This window comes from Duganella zoogloeoides, from assembly GCF_034479515.1.
GTDB classification, from domain to species: Bacteria; Pseudomonadota; Gammaproteobacteria; order Burkholderiales; family Burkholderiaceae_D; genus Rugamonas; species Rugamonas zoogloeoides.
Genome location: NZ_CP140152.1, coordinates 5,770,947 through 5,795,355 on the forward strand (window position 1 = coordinate 5,770,947; position 24,409 = coordinate 5,795,355).

Consider the following 24,409-nt stretch of genomic DNA (forward strand, 5'->3'; position numbering starts at 1 on the left):
TTAAAATATTTTGTCTTGACCCCGGGACGCTGACAGGCGTCCCGGGGTCATCGAGCCCTTACGACTTGGCAAAGGCCAGGAAGTCGGCGTTGAATTTTTCCTTGTGCGTATCGGTCAGGCCGTGCGGCGCGCCCGGATACACGATCAGCTTGGAACCCTTGATCAGCGCAGCCGAGGCCTTGCCGGCAGCGTCGATCGGCACGATCTGGTCATCGTCGCCGTGGATCACCAGGGTCGGCTTGTCGAATTTTTTCAGGTCGTCGCGGAAGTCGGTTTCCGAGAATGCCTTGATCGAGTCATAGGTATTCTTGTGACCGGCCTGCATGCCCTGGGCGTACCACGAGTTGATCAGGCCTTGCGACGGCTTGGCGCCGGCGCGGTTGAAACCGTAGAACGGGCCCGACGCCAGGTCCAGGTACAGCTGCGCCCGGTTGGCGACCGACGCGGCGCGGATGCCGTCGAACACTTCGATCGGCAGGCCGCCCGGGTTGCTGGCCGTCTTGAGCATCAACGGCGGCACGGCCGAAATCAAGCCGAGCTTGGCGACGCGCCTGGTGCCGTGGCGGCCGACGTAACGGGCCACTTCGCCGCCGCCGGTGGAAAAGCCGGCCAGGATGATGTTTTTCAAATCCAGCGTCTCGATCAGTTGCGCCAGGTCGTCGGCGTAGTGGTCCATGTCGTTGCCGTCCCATGGCTGGCTCGAACGGCCGTGGCCGCGACGGTCATGGGTAATCACGCGGAAGCCGTTATTGGCCAGGTGGAAAGCGGCCGACTCCCAGCTGTCGGCGTTCAGCGGCCAGCCGTGGCTGAGCACGACCGGTTGGCCGGTGCGCGGACCCCAGTCCTTGTAATAAATCTCGACGCCGTCGCGGGTGGTGATGGTGCTGACAGTGTGGGCGACCGGGCCGGCGTTTTTCACGGAGGCAGCTTCGGCACTGCCAGCGGCCATGGCGGTAAGCGGGATGGCCACGGCGGCAGCGGCGGCACCGACACTGTTGAAGAAGGCGCTGCGGCGGGACAGGTTGATGTTGGCGTTGAGGTTAGCGTTATTCATGATCTTCATCCTTTTAGTCGATTTTTTGTGGGTGACCGCTGTGCTAGAGTCTCTGGCTGGCGGCGTTGCGATGGAGTGAATCTTAGGCCTGCCGCCGGTTTTGTGGAACAGACAAGCCTGCAAGGTCACTTTGCAAGAATGCAGCCCTTTCTCCCCCTGGAACCCAAGATGCCGACGAGCACCGACTTCGACTGGAACGACATTCCCCTGATTCTTGCCCTGTCCCGCAGCGGCAATATGAGCGCGGCCGGCCGGCAGTTGGGCGTCGATGCGTCCACCATCAGCCGCCGCATCGCTGCCGCTGAAAAATCCTTGCAGCTGCGCCTGTTTATCCGCGATAACACCGGCTACCGCCTGACCGATGCCGGCCAGGTGTTCGTGCGCCACGCCGACGGCGTGTTCGGCAACGTGCAAAGCATGTTGCAAGCGGCCAGCCAGGAGGCGGATGCTACCGCCGGCCCGGTCAACATCACCTCGATCGACTTCCTGTTCGACTACTGGCTTCTCGACCACGTGCCGGCGCTGCACGCGGCCCATCCGCACATCGCGCTGACCTTGCAGGCGGAAAACCAGAACCTGTCGTTCACGCGGCGCGAGGCCGACTTCGCGCTGCGCCTCGGCAAGCCGGGCGACGATGCGGCGCTGGTGATGCGCAAACTCGGTGACCTCGGCTTTGCCGTCTATGGCCACCCGCGCTTTGCCGGCATGGCGCGCGACGCCTGGGGCGAACAGCCGTGGATCGCCTACGACGACGCGCTGGCCGCCACCGGCGAAATGCAGTGGCTGGCGGCGCTCACGCCGGCGCCGCGCCGGGTGCTCAAGGTCAACAGCCTGAGCACGATGGTGCGCGGCTGCCGCGCCGGCGTCGGCCTGGCGCTGCTGCCTTGTATCATGGGCGAGCAGGAAGGCTTGCTGCGCCTGGGAGAACATGTGGAAGTGCTGCGCGACATCTGGCTGCTCAGCCACCGCGATGCCGGTTCGATCGCCCGCTTCAAGACAGTATCCGCGTGGATCACCACGCTGTATGCCGGCAGCCAAAGCCGCCTGTGCGGCGCGGTATAGACCCTTTATCCGCAGCCTGCCCCCTGTTTTTTGCACTTCGTCACATCCCGGTGGATGTACCGAGGGCCCTTGTCTATAGTTCACTCATCGCAACGAACTAACCACCCCAAGGAGCTCAAAATGAACATCGCAAAAAACATGGAAGCCATCTTCATCGCCACCGCCATCATCGCTGGCGCCACCTCGCTGGCCACCGCCAGCACCCCTGCCCCACGCATCTTCATCGCCGCCGATGCCGTGACGACGCCTGCTGCGAAAGCGGCGCCGATGCAGGTGGTGACCATCACCGCCAAGCGCTTGACCGCTGCTGAAAAAGCCGCACTGTAATCCCCCACCTGACGACGGAGCGCATGATGAAAACCACCCTGAAGGCCGCCATGCTGGCTGCGGTTCTGTGCAGCGGCACCCCTGCCGCGCTGGCCGCGGAGCTGACCAGCGAGAGCCGCAGCGTCGATGCGCGCACTGTCAATCTCAACCTCGATGGCGTCATCAGCGTCAAGGTCAAACAAGGGCCGGTGGCATCGCTGACCTTGTACGGCAAGCCGGAAGCATTGAAGAAGGTGACGGTGCTGCAAAGCGGCGACCAGCTGCGCATCGACACCGGCAAGACAAGTAACAGCATCAGCTTTGGCAACAAGCAGGACCTGCGCGCGGAACTGACGTTACCGAACCTGCGCGAAGTAATCTCGGGTGGCGTGGGCGCCACCGAAGTGAACGGCTTTAGCGGCGACACGCTGCGCCTCACGCTGCAAGGCGCGGGAGCGGTGAAGGTCAACGCACAATATCGCAACGTCGATGTCCACCTGGGCGGGATAGGCGGCATGACCGTCAATGCCGGCAACAGCGACAACGTCCACTTGCATCTGAACGGTGCTGGCCGCATAGAGATGATTGGCCAGACCAAGCAACTGAATGCCTCCCTCGGTGGCGTGGGCAGCCTCGATGCCCAACAACTGCGGGCGGAATCGGTCGATGTGCAACTGACGGGACTGGGCAGCGCCAGCGTGTATGCCAGGACGCGCGCCAACCTGAGCTTGAGCGGGCTCGGTTCGGCCACCGTCTACGGCAAGCCGGCCAACCGCCAGTCCAGTGCACAGGGGCTGGGCAGCGTGAGCTGGCAGTAACGGTCGATATCGAGCAATGCGCCGGCAGGGACGATCCCGGGCCGGCAGCAACAGGAAAACACATGGGTGTGTTTTTTTCGCCGTCCGGGGGATGATCTCCATCCGGACGGTTTTTTTATTTTGGCCGGCCGCTGTCGTGGCCCAGCACGATGCGCACATCGCGCGGCGCCGTATCGCGGCGCACCTTGAGCGGTATGTCCAGCCGGTGCGACAGTGCCTCGGCCAGCGCGCGCTGCGCGTGCGGATATTCGATGCGGGTGCGCGGCACGGTGAACGGTCGGGCGTTGGTGAGGCGCACCGTGGTCACGCCATCGAGATCCAGCGTGCGCGCCAGGCTGGCCGCAGCGCCGGTGACGCCGTTGCCGTTGCTGATTTCCAGCCGCACCGGGTCTGGCGGCGCTGCGGACGATGCTGCCGTTGCAGTTGCTGCTGCCAGCGACGACGCCCCGGCCGGCGCCACGCGCGCTGCCAACGCCGGCGCCTCCACGCGCACCACCTGCACCATCGCCGCGCCGATCTGCTGCACTTGCGTGCGCGGCATGCCCGCGTATGCGTCGGCGGCTGCCGGCACGGAGACCGACAGCGCAGCCGGCGCGGCGGTGCCGGCAGCAGCGCCGGCCAGCAGCGCATAGTCGCGCCGCGCATCGTGGGCACTGAGCGTGGCAGCCTGCTGGTAAAAGCGGGTGGCGCGTTCGCGCTGGCCATCCGCTTCCAGCGCGGTGGCCAGGCGCGCCCAGTTGGCCGCATTCATGGGATCGAGCAGGCAGGCGCGTTCCAGCGCGGTGATGGCATCCTGGGTGGCGTCCTGCGGCGTCGGGGTTGCCACGCTGGCGGCAGGCAAGCCGCCGCAGGCTGCCAGCAGCAAGCCGGCCAGCGCAGCAGCGGCAGTTGCCGTGGCGATCGGGGTGGTCTTCATCGTGCGCTCCTTTCAGTGACCCGGGGGTACCATCGAACGGTAGATCGAAATGCCGGCTGGCCCGATCAGCACCAGCATCAGCGTGGGGAAAATGCAGAAAATCAGCGGGAACAGCAGCTTGAGCGCGATCTTGGCGGCCGCCTCCTCGGCCTGCACGCTGCGCTTGCTGCGCAGGTTGTCGGAGTGGACCCGCAGCGAATCGCCCATGCTGGTGCCGAAGCGTTCGGACTGGATCAGCATGGCCACCAGCGTATCGACGTCCTCCACGCCGCTGCGCAAGGCCAGGTTGCGCAGCGCCTTTTCCTTGCTGAATCCCGCGCGCATTTCCATCACCACCAGTTGCAGCTCCTGCGCCAGCGTCACGCTCTTGATGTGGATTTCGCCGGCCACCTTGGCGAGCGCGCGCTCCAGGCTCAGGCCCGCCTCCACGCACACGGTGAGCAGGTCCAGCGCGTCGGGAAAGGTCTCGAAGATTTCGCGGCAACGGCGCGTGGCCCGGCGCGCCAGCACCAGGTTGGGCAGGTAGTAGCCGATGCTGGCGGCGATCAGCAGCAGCGCCATGTGCCCTTGCTGCGGCGCGCGGCCGCTGAGCGCCGCCACCAGCAGCGTTGCGAGGGCCGGCAGCGCCAGCGCCAGCACGGTCTTGGCGGCGAAGTACAGCGACGGCGCCGAGGCGCTGCGCCAGCCGGCATTCATGAAGCGGGTGCGCAGCGGCGAGCGTTCCCACCCCTCCTCCGGCACCGACAGGCGCGAGAACGGCTGCGCCGCGTGCGCCACCTTCTCCACCCAGCCCTGCTGCGGCGCACCCGCCGGCGTTTCGGGGGCGACCACGCCCCCCAGGCGCGCGCGCACCTGCACCGGCGCAAACAGCCGCACGCCCAGGAACACCAGGCCTGCCACCACCAGGAAAACCAGCGCCAGGAAGATCAAATGCTGCGCATCCATGCCATGCTCCCTCGTCAGATGCGGATGCGTATCAGTTTTCGCATCCATAACACGCCGCCGACCGCGATCGCCCCCGCGTACCACATCAGGGACACGCCGATCGGATCGGTCCACAGCACGCTGATGTATTCCGGGTTCGTCAGCGACATCAAGAGCATCACCACCAGCGGCAGCACGCCCAGGATCCACGCCGACATGCGCCCTTCGGCCGACATCACCCGCACCTGCGCCAGCAGTTTCAGGCGGGCGCGGATCAGGCGGCTGATGTTGCCGAGCGCCTCGGCCAGGTTGCCGCCCGATTCGCGCTGGATCAGCACCGCGATGACCAGGTAGCGCAGGTCGGTGAGCGGCACGCGGTGGGCCAGGTTGTGCAGCGCCTCGCTCATCGACACGCCATAATTGATCTCCTCGTAGGCGGTGCGAAATTCGCCGGCGATCGGCTCGGGCAATTCGTCGGCCACCATTTGCATGACGTTGGCGAACGAGTGGCCGGCGCGCAGCGCGCGGCCGAAAAAATCGGCGGCCTCCGGCAGTTGCTGTTCCAGCCTGGCCAGCCGCTCGCGGCGCGTGCGCAGCAGCACCATCCACGGCAGCGCCAGGGCCAGGCCCAAGGCCAGCAAGGCCCCCACGCCCGGCAGGCCGACGAGCCGGGGCGCCACCAGGCCGGCTGCGCCCAACAGCAGCATCGCGCCGAGAAACTGCGCCACCGACCAGCGCACACCGGCCTGCAGCAGCAGGCCGTCGAGCGCGGCCAGCCGGCACCAGGGGCCGATGCGGCGCAGCAGGCGCTCGACTGCCGGGCGGCGGCTCCAGGTGCGGCGCTTGACGATGTCCACCCGCTCGGCGCCGCCCGGACCGCGTTCGGCCATCAGGCGCAGACGCCGCGAGATGCGGCGCGCGCCGCCGCCGTGCGCGGCCGACCACCACAGCCACGCCCCTTCTACCAGCAGGATCACGGCGGCGAACAGCAGCACCGCAAACGCGGAAAAGACGGCGTCCATGGCCTACTCGAATACCCGGTCGGGATCGAATACCGACTCGGACACCGGCACGCCGAACATGCGCAGGCGGTCGGCAAACCGGGGCCGTACGCCGGTGGCGGAAAACGTGCCCTGCACGCGGCCGTTGGCATCGACCCCGCGCTGCTCGAAGCGGAAGATCTCGTGCATGGCAATCACGTCGCCTTCCATGCCGGTCACCTCTTGCAGGCTGACCAGCTTGCGGGTGCCGTCGGTCAGGCGCGAGACCTGCATCACCACCGTGACGGCCGAGCAAATCTGCTGGCGCGTGGCGCGCGGGGTCAGGTTCACGCCGGCCATGCCCACCATGTTCTCCAGCCGCGACAGGGCGTCGCGCGGGGTGTTGGAGTGGACCGTGGCCAGCGAGCCTTCGTGGCCGGTGTTCATCGCCTGCAGCATGTCGAGCGCCTCCGGCCCCCGCACCTCGCCCAGGATGATGCGGTCGGGCCGCATGCGCAGCGCATTGCGCACCAGTGAGCGCTGATTGACTTCGCCCTTGCCTTCGATATTGGGCGGCCGGGTTTCCAGCCGCACCACGTGCGGCTGCCGCATTTGCAGCTCGGCCGCATCTTCGATGGTGACGATGCGTTCGGCGGCCGGAATAAAGCCGGAGAGCACGTTGAGCAGCGTGGTCTTGCCGCTGCCGGTACCGCCCGAGATCAGGATATTGACCTTGGCGTGGCCCAGCGCCTGCAGCACTTCCACCATCGGCGGCGTCAGGCTGCGGTTGGCCAGCAGGTTCTCGATGGTGAGCGGGTTGACGGCAAAGCGGCGGATCGACAGGATCGGGCCGTCGATCGCCAGCGGCGGAATGATGGCGTTCACGCGCGAACCGTCCGGCAGGCGCGCGTCCACCATCGGGCTCGATTCATCGACGCGCCGGCCCACCCGCGAAACGATCTTCTCGATGATCTTCATCAGGTGGGCGTTGTCGTTGAAGGTGACGTCGGTCAGCTCCAGCCGGCCGGCGCGCTCCACGTACACCATGGCGGCGGTATTGACCAGGATGTCGGAGATGCCGGGATCGGCCAGCAGCGGTTCGAGCGGGCCGAAGCCGAGCATCTCGTGCTGGATGTCGAGCACCAGGCTGTGGCGCTCGTGCTGATTGAGCACGATGCGCTCTTCCTCGATGATGCGCTGGACCAGCAGCGCCAGCTCGTGCTTGAACTGCTCGGGCGTGAGCCGTTGCAGGCGCTCGAGGTCGATGCGCTCCATGATCATGTGATGCATGCTTTTTTTCAGATCCTGGTAGGCGGCGGCAGCCAGCGACGGCGTGCCGGGTGCACCGCCGATGCCAACCGTGCCAGCCGTACCGGTCATGCCAGTCATGCCGGGTACGCCGTGGCGGCCATCGCCGGCCACGGCCAGGCGTTCACGCAAGCTCATATCGTTCTCCTAGTCGTTGTCGGTGCGGCCGAACAGGCGGTCGAACAGGCCCCGGCTCTCGGCCACGCGGCGCGCCGTCACCAGTTCCACCATGTCGGCCAGGCTGCGCGCCACCGCGCTGCTGCGCGACAGTTGCAGCACCGGGATGCCCTGGTTGACCGAATCGGTGGCCGACAGGTAATCGTTGGGCACCGTGTGCATCACTTCCGCGCCCAGCGCCTGCTCCAGGTCCACCAGGCGCAGCTTGCCGCCCTTTTCGTAGCGGTTGACGATCAGGCGCATGCGTTCTCCCGGATAGCCGAGCGAGCGGAAGATGTCGAGCAGGCGGCGGCCATCGCGGATGTCGGGCAGCGCCAGTTGCAGCACCGGGAAAATCGAATCTGCCTGGTCGAGCGCGCGCAGCGAGATGGCGTCGATCTGGCGGCCCACGTCGAGCACGATGTAGTCGTAGTGCTGGCGCGCCACGCGCAGGATGGTGTCCATGTGCTCGGGCTTCATTTCCACCAGGTGCTGCGGGTCGTCGGCCGCCGCCAGCACGCCGAAATTGGACGCCACGTGCACCAGGCACGAATCGAGAAACGCGCCGTCCATGCGGCCGATCTGGCCGCAGATGTCGGACAAGGTCATGGCCGGCTTCTGGTCCGAGACGTACAGCGTGGCGTCGCCGAACTGGCCGTGCAAATCGATCAGCAGCACTTTTTTATCGGCCAGCGCGGCCAGCGCATAACCGAAATTGGTGGACAAAAAGGTGGCGCCGCTGCCGCCCTTGCAGGAGATAAAGGCCAGCACGCGGCCGTCGCGCATGCGACTGACGCCGGCAGCCACCTCGATGCGGTCCATCGCCTCGTGGAAGGCGCGGTGCACCAGCGGCAGTTGCAGCACCTCGCGCATGCCGGCGCGCATGGCGCGAATCAGGAGGTCGTGCTGCGGCGCGCGCGTGAGCAGCATGAACGACGCCGCCGGGTACTGCTTCGACAACCGCTCCACCAGTTCGCCCTCGGCAGGCTCGACGTCGCTGGCGTCGAAAATCACCAGGTCCGGCGCCTCCGGCAACTGGCGCTCGATGGCGTCGCGCAGGCCGTGGCGCGTGGCCACCAGTTGCACCGCCGGCAGGCGCGCCGATCCCTGCGCCGCCACTTCGGCGTGCAGCAGGCTGTCATTGCTGATCATCAGTGCTCTCATGGCATGTCCTTATTTGGCGTCGATGACGAAGGTGGGCTGCGCCGGCGGGTCGCTGAACGATTTTTGATAGCGCACATACCCCTGCTGCGCAGCCTTGCCGTCGATGCCGGCCACGGGATCGGGATTGCGGCCGGCGTTGGCATCGAGTACCTGCTGCGCCAGCGCCAGGCGCGCGATGGCGCCGAAGTGGGTGTCCCAGTACGGGGTGGTGGGCGCGGGAGAAAAAACCGCGCAACCGGCCAGCGTGCATGCCGCCAGCATCACGAAAAGGAGTCGCATAGAGGTTCCTGAAGTTTATCGGGGTGGTGCGCCTTCCAGCTTGCCGCCCAAAAACAGCTCGGTGCGGCTGGGTGCGGTCACGCTGTCGGTCGGCAGCCGGTAGTCGGCCGGCAGTGGCCGCACCAGGCGCGGGGTGACCACGAACAGCAGTTCGGTGCGGTCGTGCTGGAAATCGGTGCTGCGAAACAGCGCGCCCAGGATCGGCAATTCACCGAGGATCGGCAGGCCGTTGATGTTGGTTGTGCGGTTGTTCTTGATCAGGCCACCGATGGCGAAGCTCTGGCCGTCCTGCAGCTCCACCGTGGTGGCGGCGCGCCGGGTGGTGATCAACGGCAGAATCGCGGCGCCGGTAAAGCCGGACGCCGAAATGCCCACGCCCTCGCGCGACAGTTCCGACACTTCCGGCGCTACCCGCAGGTTGATGCGCCCGCCCGCCAGCACGGTGGGCGTGAAGCGCACGCCCACGCCAAACTCTTTCTCTTCCAGCGTGACCTTGTTGTTATCGTGCGCCACCGGGATCAGGATCTTGCCGCCGGCGAGAAAACTGCCTTCCTGGCCGCTGATCGCCATCACGGTCGGCTCGGCCAGGATGCGCACCAGGCCTTCCTGCTTTTCGGCGGCAATGCCGATCCGGTCGCCGGCGGCGCGGCCCACGGCCAGGCCACCGCGCAGGGTGCCGCTGAGGAAGTTCGACGCCAGCACGCTGGCCCAGCTGCCGCCGCCCACGCCAAGCGCGACGCCGCTTTCGATCTTGTCGAGCAGGGTCTTCGATACTTCGGCGATTTTCACTTCCAGCATTACCTGCTGCGGCGCGCCGACGTTGAGGAAGTTGATCACGCGGGTCTGGCCGGCGCCGGTGCCACTGCCACTGCTGGTGCCAGCGCCGGCGCCGGCAGCGGTCGTGGCGGTAGCGCCCTCCTTCTCGCCCCCGCCGGACAAGGCGCGCGCCGGCCGCCGCACGAAGGCCTGGGCCAGTTCCAGCGCGCGCGCGGCCGCCTGGGTGTCGCTGGCGGTGCCGCTCAATACCAGCGTGTCGCCGGCGCCGGTGACGACGATGTGTTTCTGCTCCGGCATCAACGCCGCCAGCGACGCCTGCAAGGCGCCGGGATCGATGCCCACCACCACCTCGACCACGTTGCAGACGCCGCTCCTGCCCTGCACGATCATGTTGCTGGTGCCGATGTCGATACCGGCCACGTACAGCGTGTCCGGCGCCACCAGCATCGCCTCGAGCACGGCCGGGTTGCCCACGCTGCGCGCGGCCACCGCTTCGGGCATGCGCATCAAGGTCGATTTACCCAGTTGCAGGGCCAGGTGGCCGGGCGCGGCGGCCTGGCCGGCGCAGCGCAAGCTCATGTTGGCGCGATCAGGCTGCGCAAACGCGGTGGCCGGCACGGCCAGGACCGCCGCCAGGACCAGTCTCGAGGCACTGGCGCGAAAGGGAGAGCGTGAGCGAATCATCATGGCGTCCTCACAGGCATTCCTGCTTGCGTTGTACACCGGCGATCACGCCCACGCAGTGGCGCGCCGGTCCGGCGGCAGCCAGCCGGGGGCGCGGCGCGGCCGGCGCCGCTGGCGCGGTGACGGCAGGTGCAGCAGCGGCAACGGGAGCCGGCGCCGCCATCCCCAGCAGCGAGGCCTTGGTGGCGCCGTCCGTGGTGCCGGGGCGCGGATCGACCTGGTTGCGCAGCACCAGCGACAGCGTGCCCACGCTGCGCGCCAGGTCGAGGTTTTCGGCCTGGCCGGGCGTCACTTCCAGCGTGACGGCGTTGACCACGCGCGGCTTGGTTTCGTCGCGCCCTACTTCCTGCGCCACGGCCAGCACCAGTATTCGTTCGAGCACGATCTTGGAAATCGCATTGTCGCCACCGCGCGCCGACTGCGTGTTGACCAGGATATCGACAAAATTGCCGGGCAGCGCGAAGCCGGCCACGCCCACCACGTCGTTGACGCGCACGGTGATGGCGCGGTTGCCCTCCGTGATCAGCGCGGAGAGGCCGCCGACGGTGCCAGCCGGCGCCAGTTTCGCTTCGCTGAGCGGCTCGTCGCGCAGCACGCTCGATTTGAGCACCCGCCCCGCCAGTTTGGCCGGGTCGCCCAGCGCGCCGTGCGGCAGGTTGTCGGCGGGCCAGTCGAGCGTCTTCATCATCTCGGGCGTCAGGCGCTGGCCCAGGCTGATGTCGGCGGCGGCCACCACGATGCGGTTGGCGACGGTGGGGGCCTGGCCCAGCAGCCAGCGCGAGGCCAGCGCCACGGCCGCCAGCCCGAATACGACGGCCAGCGCCATCATCCACAGTGCGCGGCGGTTTTTCATGCGATGTGCTGGGCCAGTTGGTCGATCAGCGGCGCGAGGTCGCTGGCGGACGGCGCGGGTACCGACATTGAGCAGGCGAACATGCTGGTCCAGGCCTGGTCCAGCGCGCCGATGGTGAGCCGGGGCGGCGCGCCATTGAAGCCGGCGAAATCGACAATGCGGCCCACGATCTCGTGCGGATACGCGGCCAGCAGCGGCAGGCCGCTGCCCGCGTGCAGCTCATCGACCAGGTAGCGCAGCGCGGCATCGTCGTACAGCACGCCGGCGGCCAGGCACTGCTGGCGAAACAGCGCGCGATATGCCGCCGCCCCCAGCGCCCCCACCGGAATCTTGTAGCCCACGCGGCGCAGCGCTGCCGCGTCGAGCAGCGCTTCCGGCGCCAGGCTGGTGGCAAACACCAGCCGCATGCGGCATGGCGCCTCGAAGTGGTAGCCCCCGGCCAGCGACAACTGGCTGCGGCGCAGCTCCCGGGCCTGGGCAAAACGGTTGAGCAGCTCGGTGGCGGCCATGCGCTGACGCCCCAGGTCGTCGACGATCAAGAGGCCGTTGTTGGCCTTGAGCTGCGGCGCGGCGCGGTAGCAGCCGTTGGGCGTGTCCGCCTGCAGGTCGAGCATGTCGGCGGTGACATCGGCGTCGAGCGCCACCACCGGCCGCTGGCACAGCACCCAGCGCGCATCGACGCCGCGCCGATCGGTCGCCACGCGGCTGTGGCGCGCATTGGGCCCGTGCGGCGGGAAGTGCACCTGCGGATCGTAGACCTGCACCACGTCCTGCCCCACCAGCAGCGCGTGCGGCACCGCGATCACGCCCTGTTGCAGCGACCCCAGCTTGCGCGCCAGTGTGGACTTGCCGCTGCCCGACGGGCCGTACAGCAGCATGGTGCGGCCGGCGTACATGGCGGCGCCCAACATTTGCAGCACGCCGGGCGCCAGCAACTGGTCGGCCAGTTCCACACCGAGGTCGCCGGGGTCCAGCATCGACACCGGCAGCGACTGCCGCTCGACCATGGCGCGGTAGGCTTCCAGCGTGACCGGCGCCGGGCCGGCGTAGCGGCAGCGCTCCATCCAGCCGCCCGCGCGCTGCTTGCCGCCCGCCGTCAGCTGGTACTGGATGTCGATATCGGATTCGCCGCGCCACGCCACTTCGGCCACGTGCTCGGCCACCATGAAGTCGAGCGCTTCGCGCAGCACCGTGATCGGCAGGTGCAGCCGGGTAGTGAGCACCGGCAGATGGGTCTTTCCGGCCAGGTACAAGGCCTTGGCCACCAGCTCCACCACGAACTGCTGCGGCAGGCCGGTGTCGCGCAGCGAGCGCGGTGGCGGCGGCAGCACGCTGGCCGCTTCGGTGTCGGCCAGGTGGGCGGTGGCAGGGGCAGAATAAGGTGAGGAATCGAGGCTGAGCATGACTGTTCTCCGCGCTGCTGTAGGGACGACTGAAAATATTTCACTGAGGAATCGAGTCTAGCGAGGCTTGCTTGGCGGATATTGACCGGCAGCAAGAAGGCGCCAACCCGAGGGCTAACGATGCGGCCATGCCACAACCGCTGCCGTGGCCAGCGCGATCGCCACGCCGTACGGCATGCCGCCCACGCTGGCAATCGCCTCGCGCGGCAGCGGCGCCAATGGCAGGCCCGCCAGGCGACCCAGCCACGGCTGCACCAGGCGCCACAGGTTGCGGCCCAGCCGGCGCGCGGTGCTCAGACCATCGCCCTGGCGCCAGCCGTGCCACAGCAGCGTGGCCAGCGCCAGCGGCGCGCCGAACAGGTAGGTCAGCAACGCCACGTGCAGCGCCGCCTGCGGGCCGAGGAAAGCGCCCACCATGGCCATCAGCTTGACGTCGCCGGCGGCCATGCCGCGCAACAGGTACAGCGGCAGCAACAGGAAAAAACCGGCCAGCAGGCCGGTGAACCAGTGGGTGAGCGCGGCCAGCCAGGGGCCGGCCAGCCAGTGCAACACCAGCGCCAGCGCCAGGCCGCCCAGCACCAGGACATTGGGAATTTTGCGCAGCGCCAGGTCGGTTACTGCCGCCTGCGCGACCAGCCAGAGCACGAGGATGTCGATGGCGGTCCACATGGGCACACTCCGAAAAGAAAAAGGCTTTCCAGCCCGGACTGCGACTGGAAAGCCAGGCCGTCAAGCGTTATGAGCGGCGATCTCATCCGAGATCTTTTCGAAAGCGTCTTTCAACGCCGGCGAGAGGAACGAGAACGCCGCAATGACCGCAGCGACCATGGTGGCGGCAATCAGGCCATACTCGATGGCGGTGATGCCCTCCTCGTCGGACGCAAACACTTTTGCTGCTGCAAGAAGCGATGTCATGATGAACTCCCGTAAAGGTGGAAAGGATGACCCTGGCGCGGTAGCAGCACGGCGGCGGTGGTTTGCCGTCGCTGCGCCATTGCAATCAACTATACGGAGCAGGCTTTTGGGAGAGTTGACTTGAGACAAGTTTTCCATGCGGAACTATTTTTCGAGCGCAAGGAACCACACGATTGTGCTGGTATAGTTTTTTTTCGCACACATGAATTGCCTAGATTGCAAAAAGCTATTATCCTGCTTAGCTTGCCCATTTGCGCAGGACAGCATTTTTCTCCAGAGAAGAAAATGGATTCCCTACTGAAACACATGGTGGACATGACCGGCCACCGCGATCATACGATGCTCGACATCTCTGTGATCTCGGCGGTGCAGGAACTCGCCAATGCCAGCTGTACCCGGGTACTGACTCTTGCCGTTGTGCGCGGCAAGATGTTCGTACGCCCGCGCGCGCAGATTGTCGCCGGCGAGGCGGCCACCATGGTCGGGACATCGGACCTCCAGCAACCGGGCGAGCCGATTGAACACTACCCGGCGCTGGCGGCCTGCCTGGCCCGCCACGACGCCAGCGCGGAAGTGACCAACGACAGCGGGGGCCACACGCTGTGGCTGCCGATCTGGCTCGGCGACAAGGCCGACACCTGCCTCGAAATCGTCAATCCCACGCCCTACACCAGCGCCACCATCCAGGTGATCGGCGGCGTGGTCAGCGTGTACCGCAATTTCCAGAACCTGCTCGACTACAGCGAACGCGATTCGCTCACCGGCCTGCTCAACCGCAAAACTTTCGACGACCAGCTGGCCAAGATGCTCGCTGCCAGCGCCGACCAGGAGTCGCTGACCCTGCCCGGCGAACTGGAGCGGCGCCAGCACGGCGAGGAAGAACGGCAATGGCTGGCGGTGGTCGATGTCGACCATTTCAAGCACGTCAACGACCGCTTCGGCCACCTGTACGGCGACGAAGTGCTGATCCTGATCGCCAACCTGCTCAATACGTCGTTCCGCGCGCAAGACCGGGTGTTCAGGTTCGGTGGCGAAGAGTTCGTGGTACTGCTGCGCGGCACCACCCAGGACAATGCCTGGAAAATCATCGAGCGCTTCCGCCAGAACGTGGCGTCGCACGATTTTCCGCAAGTGGGCAAGGTGACAGTGAGCGTGGGCTTTGTCAGCATCACCGCGTTCGAACCGCCGGTAATCGTGCTGGGCCGCGCCGACCAGGCGCTGTACTACGCCAAGAGCCACGGCCGCAACCTGGTCTGCCACTACGATGAGCTGCTCAGCGAGGGACTGCTGCAGAGCACCGAATCGAACGACACGGCCGAATTCTTCTAGGCCAGGGTTAAAAACCGCATCGGATCCACATTCCACTTGGCGGCCGATTCATGGCCGACGATCTTGTCGGCGCCGCCAAAACCGAGACCGCGCGACAGATCGACCGTCTCCGGCTTGATGTACACGTTCTGTTTGGTATTGAAAAACACGTTGACCTTGGGCGCCAGCAGGTTCGTCTCGTGCGGCTCGATCACCACGCCCAGGCGGCCCGATTCCAGCATCACCATGGTTCCCACCGGGTAAATGCCGATGCAGCGCATGAATTCCTGCGCGTACTGCGGGTTGAAATGGTGTTTGCTCCACTCGTAAATCTTGCGCAGCGCAGCAGCCGCCGGCATGGCCTTGTGGTAGCAGCGGTCCGACGTCAGGGCGTCGTACACGTCCACGATGGCCGCCATTTGCGCCATGTCGCTGATCTGGCCTTCGGCCAGGCGGTTCGGATAGCCGCTGCCGTCGCGCCGCTCGTGGTGGTGCAAGGTAATGTCGAGCGGAATCGGGCCAATCTCGGGCGACTGCTGCAGCAGGTCGTAGCCGTCCTGCGGATGGCGGCGGATGATCTCGTATTCCGCGTCGGTGAGCGGACCCGGCTTGTTGAGAATGGCGTCCGGCACCAGCGCCTTGCCGGTGTCGTGCAGCAGCCCGCCCAGGCCGGCCTGGTGGGTGGTCTCCGCATCAAGATTGCGCGAGCGGCAAAAGGCCACCATCAAGGTACACACGCTGACCGAATGCAGGAAGGTGTAGTCGTCGGCGTTCTTGATGCGCAGCAGGCCGGTGAGCGCGCCGGGATTGCGCAGGATCGATTCGGTAATGGTTTGCACCACCGGCGCCACCTGGTCGAGCTCGATAGCCTTGCCGAGGCGCGCGTCCTGCATCACCGAGCGCACCAGGGTCGAGGCCTGGTGGCGGATGTGCGCTGCGCGCCGCATTTCCTCGCCCAGCGCCACCCGCGTGACCACCGGCGACTTGGCGATCAGGTCGATGATTTCGCGCTCGGTGGCTGCCTGCGCCTCGGCCAGCGTGGGCGCCTCCACGTCCAGGCCCTTGTCGCTGTCGATCACCACGTCGTGGATGCCGGCGTTGATGATCTTGCGGATCTCGGCATCGCTGGTGATCAGGAACCGATTGCGCACGAACGGGTGGGCCATCCAGTCGCAACTGAGGTCCTGGATGAACATGCCCACCTTGAGCTGCGACGCGTCGACTTTCTTGAACATACGGGCACCCGTTATCAAGGCTGGAAGAAATGCGGAAAACCTGAATCGAGTATAACAAATAGTTTCTCGTCAGGATCACCAGGAGCCGGTGCTACACTGTGCGGCACGATCCTTTCACCGCGCCTGTCGGACTACTGCAACAAACATGGAACTGCGCCAACTTCGCTATTTTGTTGCTATCGTCGATCACGGCTCGCTGTCGCGCGCGGCGCTGGCGCTGCACGTGGCGCAGCCGGCACTGACCCAGCAACTGCGCCAGCTCGAGGAAGAACTGGGCGTGCAACTGCTGCACCGCTCGGCGCAGGGCATGCTGAGCAACGACGCCGGCAAAATTTTCTATGAACACGCCCAGGCGATACTCAAGCAGGTGGCCGACGCCCGCTCGGCCGTGGTGCAATCGGCCGAGCGCCCCAGCGGCAGCGTTACCCTGGGGCTGCCGCACAGCATTTCCGGCGCGCTGGCCTTGCCGCTGCTCACCGCTGCGCGCGCCCGCTATCCCGAAATCACGCTGCAACTGACCGAGGAGCTGACCGGCAACCTCAACGAGCAACTGCGCTCGGGCCGCGTCAACCTGGCCGTGCTGTTCGACGACGGCCAGCTGGGCCAGTTCGCCACCACGCCGCTGGTCGAGGAAGAACTGCGCTTCATCTGCCGTGCCGACGCCCCGTACGCCTTGGGCCAGCGCGCGCTCACCTTGCGCGAAGCTGTGGCAACACCGTTGATCCTGCCCGGCTTGCAGCACGGCGTGCGGCCGCGCATCGAAAGCGTACTGCGCAGCGCCGGCCTGGCGCTGTCGTCGGTAATAGAAATCAATTCGATTGCGATTTTAAAATCGGCGCTGCTGGCCGATCTGGGTGCGACCATTTTGCCGTCGGCGCCGGTGCTGGATGAATTACAGCGCGGCACGCTGCGGGCGCAGGCGATTGGAGAACCGTCGATCGCGCGCACAGTGGTGCTGTGTGCGTCGAAAAACATTCCGCTAACCAATGCTGCGCAGGCAGTAGGTACGCTGGTGCGCAGCGTGTGCGGCGAGCTGTGCGCCAACGGCGCTTGGCCCGGCGCCACCGTGATCGATGGCTGAGCGCCAGCCACGAACCGCCAGCCCAAGATCCGTCATTCCCGCGCAGCAGCACCGCGCCCACCCCATCACTTTTCCTTATACCCCCATCCGAAAACGGTATTTCCACGCCGAGGGCGAACGCGCCCATACTGCGCTACAACGCAGATAATTTAAGCCTAAACTATCTGCCAGCGCCGCCACCATGCGGCCCATAGCCCGATCCTGGCGCGCCTACCCGGCGCTCGCAGGGCCGGGCAAGAACGGCACATCACGGAGACACCGCCATGCCAGACGACACCACGGGCCTTGCGCTCGCCGCAGGGGCCCCTGACGGCAACGTCAACCTCGACGTCGGCCTCGACGACAAGTACACCGCCACCAGCGGCCCCATTTTCCTGTCCGGCATCCAGGCGCTGGTGCGCCTGCCGCTGATGCAGCGCGTGCGCGACCAGGCTGCGGGCCTCAACACCGCCGGCTTCATTTCCGGCTATCGCGGTTCGCCCTTGGGCGGCCTCGACGAAAACCTGTGGAAGGCGCAATCACACCTGGCCGCGCACCACGTGCAGTTCGTCCCGGGCGTGAACGAAGACCTGGCCGCCACCGCCGTATGGGGTTCGCAGCAGGTGGACCTGATCGGAGAGGCCAGGTACGACGGCGTGTTCGCCATGTGGTACGGCAAGGGCCCCGGCGTGGACCGCTGCGGCGACGTCTTCAAGCACATGAACCACGCCGGCACATCGCAACACGGCGGCGTGCTGCTGGTGGCCGGCGACGACCATGGCGCGTATTCGTCCACCCTGCCGCACCAGTCCGACCACCTGTTTTCGGCGTCGATGATCCCCGTGCTGTACCCGTGCAATGTGCAGGAATACCTGGACCTCGGCGTGCACGGCTGGGCCATGTCGCGCTTTTCCGGCTGCGTGGTGGCGTTCAAGGCGCTGGCCGACACGGTGGAATCATCAAGCTCCGTCGATGCCGATCCGTTCCGCGTGCAAGTGAACATTCCGCGCGACTTCGTCATGCCCGAAGGCGGCTTGAACGCCCGGCTCTCGAGCATTCCGCTGGGGCGCCAGGCGCGCAACCAGGAAGCACTGATGCAGGACTATAAAATCTACGCGGCGCTGGCCTACGCGCGCGAAAATCGCCTCAACCACACCACCATCACCAGCCCCGATGCCAAGCTTGGCATCATCGCGTCCGGTAAATCGTACCTCGACGTGCTCGAAGCGCTGGAAGAACTGGGCATCGACGAAGCCATGGCCGCCACGGTGGGCCTGCGCCTGTTCAAGGTGGCCATGCCGTGGCCGCTGGAACCGGACAGCGTGCGCGAGTTCGCGCAAGGGCTCGACGAAATCCTGGTGGTCGAAGAAAAGCGCCAGATCGTCGAATACCAGCTCAAGGAACAGCTGTACAACTGGCGCGACGACGTGCGCCCGCGCGTGATCGGCAAGTTCGACGAAAAAGGCGAATGGGTGGCGCCGCGCGGCGAATGGCTGCTCACCTCGAAGGCCGATTTTTCGGTGTCGCAGGTGGCCCGCGTGATCGCCAGCAGGATCAAGCGGTTCGACCTCGATGCGGCCACGTGCGAACAGATCGCCGCGCGGCTCGACTTCCTCGACGCCAAGGACGCCGTGTTGACGCGCGCCGTCAACACGCCGTTCCGGCCCGCCTTCTACTGTTCCGGCTGTCCGCACAACACGTCCACCAAGGTGCCGGAAGGCAGCCTGGCGCTGGCCGGCATCGGCTGTCACGTCATGGCCACATCGATTTACCCCGAATTCAACAAGCTCACCACCCACATGGGCGGCGAAGGCGCACCGTGGATCGGCCAGGCGGCGTTTTCCACCATCCCGCACGTGTTCCAGAACCTGGGCGACGGCACCTATTTCCACTCGGGCTACCTGGCGATCCGCGCCGCACTGGCGGCCAAGGTCAACATCACGTATAAAATCTTGTACAACGATGCGGTGGCCATGACCGGCGGCCAGCCGGTGGACGGCATCACCTCGGTGCCACTGATCGCGCGGCAAATGGCCGCCGAAGGCGTGCAGCGCATTGCGCTGGTTACCGAAGATTTGTCGCGCTACCAGGACCGCAGCGTCCTGCCCGCCCACATCACGCTGCACGACCGCAAGGACATGGACGCGGTGCAGCGCGAACTGCGCGAGGTGGCCGGCGTCTCGGTGCTGATCTACGACCAGACCTGCGCCGCCGAAAAGCGCCGTCGCCGCAAAAAGGGCGATTATCCAGACGTCGCCAAGCGCATGGTCATCAACGAAGCCGTGTGCGAGGGCTGCGGCGACTGCGGCGTGCAGTCGAACTGCGTGTCCATCCTGCCCAAGGAAACCGAGTTTGGCCGCAAGCGCACCATCGACCAGTCGTCGTGCAACAAGGACTATTCGTGCGCCAAGGGTTTCTGTCCCAGCTTCGTGACGGTGGAAGGCGGCACGCTCAGGAAGAGCCGCGCCGGCGCTGCCCGGATCGACGACTTCGGCCCGCTGCCAGCGCCCGTCTTGCCGTCGTGCGACCAGCCGTACAACATCCTGATCAACGGCATCGGCGGCACCGGCGTGATCACCGTCGGCGCCCTCATCGGCATGGCCGCGCACCTGGAAGGCAAAGGCGCGTCGGTGCTGGACATGACCGGCATGTCGCAAAAAAACGGCTCCGTGACGTCGCACGTGAAAATCGCCCGCACCCCGGCGCACCTGCGCGCCCAGCGCATCGCCACCGGCGAGGCCGACCTGGTGCTCGGCTGCGACATGCTCACCGCCGGCGCCGCCGACGCCATCTCGAAGATGCGCGCCGGCCGCACGCTCGCTGTCGTCAACCTGCACCAGCAGCCGCCGGGCACCTTTGCGCAGGATGCCGACTGGCAGTACCCGGCCGAAGAAGTGCAGGCGCTGATCGCGCAATCGGTGGGTGACGGCGCGGCCGACTTCATCGATGCGACCAGGCTGGCCACCGCGCTGATGGGCGACTCGATCGCGGCCAACCTGTTCATGCTCGGCTATGCCTGGCAACGTGGCCGCATTCCCCTGTCCGAAGCGGCGTTGCTGCGCGCAATCGAATTGAATGGGGTGGGCGTGGCATCGAACCAGCAAAGCTTTTTGTGGGGCCGGCGCGCGGCGTTTGACCTGGCGCGGGTGGAACGCGTGGCCACGCCGGCGCAGGCGGTGGTGCTGCACATGCCGCAGAGTCTCGATACCGTCGTCGACAGGCGCGTGGCGTTTCTGACCGCCTACCAGGACGCCGCCTATGCGGCGCGGTACAGCGACCTGGTGACCACCGTGCGCGCACGCGAAACCGCGCTGGGACTCGGCAACAAGTTGTCCACGGCAGTCGCGAAATACTATTTCAAGCTGATGGCCTACAAGGACGAATACGAAGTGGCGCGGCTGTACACCGATGGCCGCTTTGTCGAACAACTGAAGCAGCAGTTCGACGGCGATTTTTCGGTGAAATTCAACCTGGCGCCGCCGCTGCTGGCAAAGAAGGACGCCAAGGGCCACCTGGTCAAAGCGGAATTCGGCTCGTGGATGTGGAAGGCGTTCGAGTTGCTGGCCAAATTCAAAGGTTTGCGTGGCGGCGCGTTCGACCTCTTCGGTTACACGGCCGAGCGCAAGATGGAGCGCGCGCTGATCACCGAGTATCGCGAAATGGTCGGCGCCTTGCTGGCCCAGCTCACACCAGACAACCATGCTTTGGCAGTCGAACTGGCCACGCTGCCGGAAAAAGTACGGGGCTTCGGCCATGTGAAGGAGCAGGCAGTCGCCACCTTCCGCATCGATAAAGCACGCCTGCTGGCGCAATTTGCCCAGCAGCGCGCAGCATAGAAAGGATCATCCATGAACGACCTCTCCACGCCAAGACTGGCTGCCGCCGCAGAGCAGCAACAGCGAGCCAACAAAATCCGTTTTGTTACCGCCGCCTCGCTGTTCGACGGCCACGACGCCTCGATCAACATCATGCGCCGCATCCTGCAATCGAACGGTGTCGAAGTGGTCCACCTGGGCCACAACCGCTCGGTGGACGAAGTGGTGACCGCCGCCCTGGCCGAGGATGTGCAGGGCATCGCGATCTCGAGCTACCAGGGCGGCCACGTCGAATATTTCAAGTACATGATCGACCTGCTGCGCCAGCGCGGCGGCGCCCACATCAAGGTATTTGGCGGCGGCGGCGGGGTGATCGTGCCCGAGGAAATCGCCGAACTGCACGCCTATGGCGTCACCCGCATCTTCAGCCCCGAGGACGGCCAGCGCATGGGTCTCGTGGGCATGATCGAGTGGATGGTGGCGCAGTGCGATATCGACCTGTCGCAGTATTCGCCCACGTCGCTCGCGCCGCTCACGGATGGCGACGTGGCAGGCCGCCACCGGCCATTGGCGCAGCTGATCACGGCCCTGGAAAACGACCGCGCCGGGCCAGCGCTGCGCACCGAGCTGCTCGCCGCTGCTGCCGGCCTGGCGGTGCCGGTGCTGGGCATCACCGGCACCGGCGGCGCCGGCAAGTCGTCGCTGACCGATGAGCTGATACGGCGCATCCGCCTCGACCAGGGCGATGCCCTGCATATCGCCGTGATCTCGATCGACCCGTCGCGCCGCAAGTCCGGCGGCGCGCTGCTCGGCGACCGTATCCGCATGAACGCCATCAATCCCTGGAATGGCCAGGCACGTGTGTTCATGCGCTCGCTGGCCACGCGCGACGCCGGCTCCGAAATTTCGCAGGCGCTGCCCGACGTGATCGCCGCCTGCAAGGTGGCCGGCTTCAATCTGGTGATCGTGGAAACGTCCGGCATCGGCCAGGGCGACGCCGCCATCGTGCCGCACGTCGATGTGTCGATGTACGTGATGACGCCGGAGTTCGGCGCCGCGTCGCAGCTGGAAAAAATCGACATGCTCGATTTTGCCGACATCATTGCGATCAACAAGTTCGACCGCAAGGGCGCGCTCGACGCGCTGCGCGACGTCGCCAAGCAGTACCAGCGCAACCGGGAATTGTGGAGCACGCCGTCGCACGAGATGCCGGTGTACGGCACCCAGGCCTCGCGCTTCAACGACGACGGCGTCACCGCCCTGTACCAGGGCCTGCTGCCGCTCCTGGCCCGCTTCGGCCTGCGCACGACCGCCGGCAGGCTCGCGCCAGAGACCGCGCGCCACTCGAGCGGCAAGAACGTGATCGTGCCACCAGCCCGCGCGCGCTACCTGGCCGAAATCGCCGACACCGTGCGCGGCTATCACCGCCACACGCGCAAACAGGTCACCCTGGCCCGCGAGCGCCAGCAACTGACCGAGTCGAAACGCATGCTGGCCGCCGCCGGCAAATCCATCAGCCTTGCCGACTTCGACGACGTGATCCTGGAACGCGACAGCGCCATGGATGCCGGCGCCAAAAAGCTGCTGGCGCAGTGGCCGGCGTTGCAGGCCGCGTACGCCGGCGACGATTACGTCACCACCATCCGCGACAAGGAGCTGCGCACCAAACTGGTCCAGCATACGCTGTCGGGCACGCGTATCCGCAAGGTGGCGCTGCCGCGCTACCAAGATCACGGCGAGGTGCTGCGCTTTTTGATGCTGGAAAACGTGCCGGGATCGTTCCCGTTCACGGCCGGCGTGTTCCCGTTCAAGCGCGAGGGCGAAGACCCCACCCGCATGTTCGCCGGCGAGGGCGACGCCTTCCGCACCAACCGCCGCTTCAAGCTGGTCTCCACCGGCATGGATGCGAAGCGTCTGTCCACCGCGTTCGATTCGGTCACGCTGTACGGCGCCGACCCGGCCCTGCGCCCCGACATCTACGGCAAGGTGGGCAATTCGGGCGTGTCGATCGCCACGCTCGACGACATGAAGGTGCTGTACGACGGATTCAATTTGTGCAGCCCCTCGACGTCGGTGTCGATGACCATCAACGGCCCGGCGCCCACCATCCTGGCGATGTTCATGAACACGGCCATCGACCAGCAAATCGATAATTTTGTGGCCGAACACCGGCGCCAGCCCGATGCCGGTGAGGCGGCCAGCATCCGCGCCTGGGTGCTGCAAAACGTGCGCGGCACGGTACAGGCGGACATCCTCAAGGAAGACCAGGGCCAGAACACCTGCATCTTCTCCACCGAGTTTTCGTTGCAAGTGATGGGCGACATCCAGCAGTATTTCGTCGACCACCAGGTGCGCAATTTTTACTCGGTGTCGATTTCCGGGTACCACATCGCCGAGGCGGGCGCCAACCCGGTCTCGCAGCTGGCGTTCACGCTGTCGAACGGCCTCACGTTCGTGGAGGCGTACCTGGCGCGCGGCATGCACATCGACGATTTTGCGCCGAATCTGTCGTTCTTCTTCTCCAACGGCATGGACCCGGAATACACGGTGCTGGGCCGCGTGGCGCGCCGCATCTGGGCCGTGGCCATGCGCGACAGGTACGGCGCCAACGACCGCTCGCAAAAGCTCAAGTACCACGTGCAGACGTCGGGCCGCTCGCTGCACGCGCAGGAGATCGACTTCAATGACATCCGCACCACCTTGCAGGCGCTCATCGCGATTTACGACAACTGCAACTCGCTGCACACCAACGCCTACGACGAGGCGATCACCACGCCCACCGACGAATCGGTGCGCCGCGCGCTGGCGATCCAGCTGATCATCAACCGCGAATGGGGCCTGGCCAAGAACGAGAATCCCAACCAGGGCGCGTACATCCTCGACGAGCTGACCGACCTGGTGGAAGAAGCGGTGCTGCAGGAGTTCGAGCGCATCGCCGAACGCGGCGGCGTGCTGGGCGCGATGGAAACCGGCTACCAGCGCGGCAAGATCCAGGAGGAGTCCATGCTGTACGAGCACCAGAAGCACGACGGCACCCTGCCCATCGTCGGCGTGAACACCTTCCGCAATCCGAAGGGCAGCGAAGCGCCGCAAAAAATCGAACTGGCGCGCTCCACCGACGACGAAAAGCAGTCGCAACTGGCCCGCCTGGCCGACTTCCACGCCCGCCATGCCAACGAAGCGCCGCAAGCGCTGGCAGCGTTGCAGCAGGCCGCGATTGCCAACGCCAACGTGTTCGAGCGGCTGATGGATGCGGTGCGGGTCTGTTCGCTCGGCCAGATCACCACGGCGCTGTTCGAGGTGGGGGGCCAGTACCGGCGCAATATGTAGGGGCTTGACCTCAACTTATATTGAGGTTCTAGACTGGCGGGATTGATCACCAAGGAGGCTTC

At 66.0% G+C, this 24,409-nt stretch carries 20 protein-coding genes; 7 read left to right on the forward strand and 13 right to left on the reverse strand.

Features of this window, described 5'->3' with window-relative positions:
• Window positions 1–58: 58 nt before the first annotated feature.
• Entirely contained in the window at window positions 59–1,054 is a 996-nt protein-coding gene (locus SR858_RS25400; protein WP_019923900.1) for an alpha/beta fold hydrolase, read from the reverse strand.
• A 168-nt stretch (window positions 1,055–1,222) separates the two neighbouring features.
• Between SR858_RS25400 and SR858_RS25405 the strand changes: the two genes are divergently transcribed.
• From SR858_RS25405 to SR858_RS25415, 3 genes are all read left to right on the forward strand, one after another.
• Window positions 1,223–2,116: a LysR family transcriptional regulator gene (locus tag SR858_RS25405; protein WP_019923901.1), complete on the forward strand. Its 894-nt coding sequence runs from the start codon at window positions 1,223–1,225 to the stop codon at window positions 2,114–2,116.
• A 120-nt stretch (window positions 2,117–2,236) separates the two neighbouring features.
• A complete protein-coding gene (locus tag SR858_RS25410; RefSeq protein WP_019923902.1) occupies window positions 2,237–2,443 on the forward strand; it encodes a hypothetical protein in 207 nt (68 codons plus the stop codon).
• 23 nt (window positions 2,444–2,466) lie between these two features.
• Window positions 2,467–3,240, forward strand: coding sequence for a GIN domain-containing protein (locus SR858_RS25415; protein WP_154820092.1), 774 nt, complete (start codon window positions 2,467–2,469; stop codon window positions 3,238–3,240).
• A gap of 115 nt (window positions 3,241–3,355) precedes the next feature.
• Here the strand turns inward: SR858_RS25415 and SR858_RS25420 are convergent, their stop codons facing one another.
• From SR858_RS25420 to SR858_RS25470, 11 genes are all read right to left on the reverse strand, one after another.
• The gene (locus tag SR858_RS25420) at window positions 3,356–4,156 is read right to left on the reverse strand and encodes a LytR C-terminal domain-containing protein (protein ID WP_026637645.1); all 801 of its coding nucleotides are present in this window, start codon (window positions 4,154–4,156) and stop codon (window positions 3,356–3,358) included.
• Window positions 4,157–4,168: 12 nt separating this feature from the next.
• Window positions 4,169–5,101, reverse strand: a complete 933-nt coding sequence (locus SR858_RS25425) for a type II secretion system F family protein (protein WP_019923904.1) — start codon at window positions 5,099–5,101, stop codon at window positions 4,169–4,171.
• Window positions 5,102–5,115: 14 nt separating this feature from the next.
• Entirely contained in the window at window positions 5,116–6,102 is a 987-nt protein-coding gene (locus tag SR858_RS25430) for a type II secretion system F family protein (RefSeq protein ID WP_019923905.1), read from the reverse strand.
• A gap of 3 nt (window positions 6,103–6,105) precedes the next feature.
• Window positions 6,106–7,506: a CpaF family protein gene (locus SR858_RS25435; protein ID WP_019923906.1), complete on the reverse strand. Its 1,401-nt coding sequence runs from the start codon at window positions 7,504–7,506 to the stop codon at window positions 6,106–6,108.
• Window positions 7,507–7,515: 9 nt separating this feature from the next.
• Window positions 7,516–8,688 (reverse strand): AAA family ATPase, encoded by a 1,173-nt coding sequence (locus SR858_RS25440; RefSeq protein ID WP_026637646.1) that lies wholly within the window; start codon window positions 8,686–8,688, stop codon window positions 7,516–7,518.
• Between the two features lie 9 nt (window positions 8,689–8,697).
• Window positions 8,698–8,967, reverse strand: a complete 270-nt coding sequence (locus SR858_RS25445) for a hypothetical protein (RefSeq protein WP_019923908.1) — start codon at window positions 8,965–8,967, stop codon at window positions 8,698–8,700.
• Between the two features lie 15 nt (window positions 8,968–8,982).
• The gene (locus tag SR858_RS25450) at window positions 8,983–10,431 is read right to left on the reverse strand and encodes a type II and III secretion system protein family protein (protein WP_019923909.1); all 1,449 of its coding nucleotides are present in this window, start codon (window positions 10,429–10,431) and stop codon (window positions 8,983–8,985) included.
• Window positions 10,432–10,438: 7 nt separating this feature from the next.
• Window positions 10,439–11,281, reverse strand: a complete 843-nt coding sequence (cpaB, locus tag SR858_RS25455) for a Flp pilus assembly protein CpaB (protein ID WP_019923910.1) — start codon at window positions 11,279–11,281, stop codon at window positions 10,439–10,441.
• Window positions 11,278–12,684 carry an ATP-binding protein gene (locus tag SR858_RS25460; protein ID WP_019923911.1) on the reverse strand — a complete coding sequence of 469 codons (1,407 nt, stop codon included), beginning with the start codon at window positions 12,682–12,684 and terminating at the stop codon, window positions 11,278–11,280. Before SR858_RS25460 ends, cpaB begins: the two co-directional genes overlap by 4 nt.
• A gap of 114 nt (window positions 12,685–12,798) precedes the next feature.
• A complete protein-coding gene (locus tag SR858_RS25465; RefSeq protein WP_019923912.1) occupies window positions 12,799–13,353 on the reverse strand; it encodes an A24 family peptidase in 555 nt (184 codons plus the stop codon).
• 60 nt (window positions 13,354–13,413) lie between these two features.
• Window positions 13,414–13,599: a Flp family type IVb pilin gene (locus tag SR858_RS25470; protein WP_040378099.1), complete on the reverse strand. Its 186-nt coding sequence runs from the start codon at window positions 13,597–13,599 to the stop codon at window positions 13,414–13,416.
• Between the two features lie 285 nt (window positions 13,600–13,884).
• On the opposite strand from SR858_RS25470, the gene SR858_RS25475 reads away from it, so the two are divergent.
• On the forward strand, window positions 13,885–14,928 hold the full coding sequence (locus tag SR858_RS25475) for a GGDEF domain-containing protein (protein WP_026637647.1): 1,044 nt from the start codon (window positions 13,885–13,887) through the stop codon (window positions 14,926–14,928).
• Here the strand turns inward: SR858_RS25475 and SR858_RS25480 are convergent.
• The gene (locus tag SR858_RS25480; RefSeq protein WP_019923915.1) at window positions 14,925–16,142 is read right to left on the reverse strand and encodes an HD-GYP domain-containing protein; all 1,218 of its coding nucleotides are present in this window, start codon (window positions 16,140–16,142) and stop codon (window positions 14,925–14,927) included. The genes SR858_RS25475 and SR858_RS25480 overlap by 4 nt on opposite strands.
• Window positions 16,143–16,287: 145 nt before the next feature.
• On the opposite strand from SR858_RS25480, the gene SR858_RS25485 reads away from it, so the two are divergent.
• The 3 genes from SR858_RS25485 to icmF all read left to right on the forward strand — a co-directional run bounded on the left by SR858_RS25485 (window position 16,288) and on the right by icmF (window position 24,347).
• Window positions 16,288–17,223 (forward strand): LysR substrate-binding domain-containing protein, encoded by a 936-nt coding sequence (locus tag SR858_RS25485; RefSeq protein WP_019923916.1) that lies wholly within the window; start codon window positions 16,288–16,290, stop codon window positions 17,221–17,223.
• Between the two features lie 263 nt (window positions 17,224–17,486).
• A complete protein-coding gene (locus SR858_RS25490) occupies window positions 17,487–21,038 on the forward strand; it encodes an indolepyruvate ferredoxin oxidoreductase family protein (protein WP_019923917.1) in 3,552 nt (1,183 codons plus the stop codon).
• Between the two features lie 12 nt (window positions 21,039–21,050).
• Window positions 21,051–24,347: a fused isobutyryl-CoA mutase/GTPase IcmF gene (gene icmF, locus SR858_RS25495; RefSeq protein WP_019923918.1), complete on the forward strand. Its 3,297-nt coding sequence runs from the start codon at window positions 21,051–21,053 to the stop codon at window positions 24,345–24,347.
• Window positions 24,348–24,409: the final 62 nt, after the last annotated feature.

What these genes read in the sequence shown, in the direction of transcription:
- SR858_RS25425 (WP_019923904.1), bottom strand. Translation starts at nt 5,101, where the DNA reads ATGGATGCGCAGCATTTGATCTTCCTGGCGCTGGTTTTCCTGGTGGTG.
- SR858_RS25460 (WP_019923911.1), bottom strand. Translation starts at nt 12,684, where the DNA reads ATGCTCAGCCTCGATTCCTCACCTTATTCTGCCCCTGCCACCGCCCAC.
- cpaB (WP_019923910.1), bottom strand. Translation starts at nt 11,281, where the DNA reads ATGAAAAACCGCCGCGCACTGTGGATGATGGCGCTGGCCGTCGTATTC.
- SR858_RS25470 (WP_040378099.1), bottom strand. Translation starts at nt 13,599, where the DNA reads ATGACATCGCTTCTTGCAGCAGCAAAAGTGTTTGCGTCCGACGAGGAG.
- SR858_RS25450 (WP_019923909.1), bottom strand. Translation starts at nt 10,431, where the DNA reads ATGATGATTCGCTCACGCTCTCCCTTTCGCGCCAGTGCCTCGAGACTG.
- SR858_RS25405 (WP_019923901.1), top strand. Translation starts at nt 1,223, where the DNA reads ATGCCGACGAGCACCGACTTCGACTGGAACGACATTCCCCTGATTCTT.
- SR858_RS25410 (WP_019923902.1), top strand. Translation starts at nt 2,237, where the DNA reads ATGAACATCGCAAAAAACATGGAAGCCATCTTCATCGCCACCGCCATC.
- SR858_RS25485 (WP_019923916.1), top strand. Translation starts at nt 16,288, where the DNA reads ATGGAACTGCGCCAACTTCGCTATTTTGTTGCTATCGTCGATCACGGC.
- SR858_RS25480 (WP_019923915.1), bottom strand. Translation starts at nt 16,142, where the DNA reads ATGTTCAAGAAAGTCGACGCGTCGCAGCTCAAGGTGGGCATGTTCATC.
- SR858_RS25420 (WP_026637645.1), bottom strand. Translation starts at nt 4,156, where the DNA reads ATGAAGACCACCCCGATCGCCACGGCAACTGCCGCTGCTGCGCTGGCC.
- SR858_RS25490 (WP_019923917.1), top strand. Translation starts at nt 17,487, where the DNA reads ATGCCAGACGACACCACGGGCCTTGCGCTCGCCGCAGGGGCCCCTGAC.
- SR858_RS25445 (WP_019923908.1), bottom strand. Translation starts at nt 8,967, where the DNA reads ATGCGACTCCTTTTCGTGATGCTGGCGGCATGCACGCTGGCCGGTTGC.
- SR858_RS25440 (WP_026637646.1), bottom strand. Translation starts at nt 8,688, where the DNA reads ATGAGAGCACTGATGATCAGCAATGACAGCCTGCTGCACGCCGAAGTG.
- SR858_RS25430 (WP_019923905.1), bottom strand. Translation starts at nt 6,102, where the DNA reads ATGGACGCCGTCTTTTCCGCGTTTGCGGTGCTGCTGTTCGCCGCCGTG.
- SR858_RS25465 (WP_019923912.1), bottom strand. Translation starts at nt 13,353, where the DNA reads ATGTGGACCGCCATCGACATCCTCGTGCTCTGGCTGGTCGCGCAGGCG.
- SR858_RS25435 (WP_019923906.1), bottom strand. Translation starts at nt 7,506, where the DNA reads ATGAGCTTGCGTGAACGCCTGGCCGTGGCCGGCGATGGCCGCCACGGC.
- SR858_RS25400 (WP_019923900.1), bottom strand. Translation starts at nt 1,054, where the DNA reads ATGAATAACGCTAACCTCAACGCCAACATCAACCTGTCCCGCCGCAGC.
- SR858_RS25415 (WP_154820092.1), top strand. Translation starts at nt 2,467, where the DNA reads ATGATGAAAACCACCCTGAAGGCCGCCATGCTGGCTGCGGTTCTGTGC.
- icmF (WP_019923918.1), top strand. Translation starts at nt 21,051, where the DNA reads ATGAACGACCTCTCCACGCCAAGACTGGCTGCCGCCGCAGAGCAGCAA.
- SR858_RS25475 (WP_026637647.1), top strand. Translation starts at nt 13,885, where the DNA reads ATGGATTCCCTACTGAAACACATGGTGGACATGACCGGCCACCGCGAT.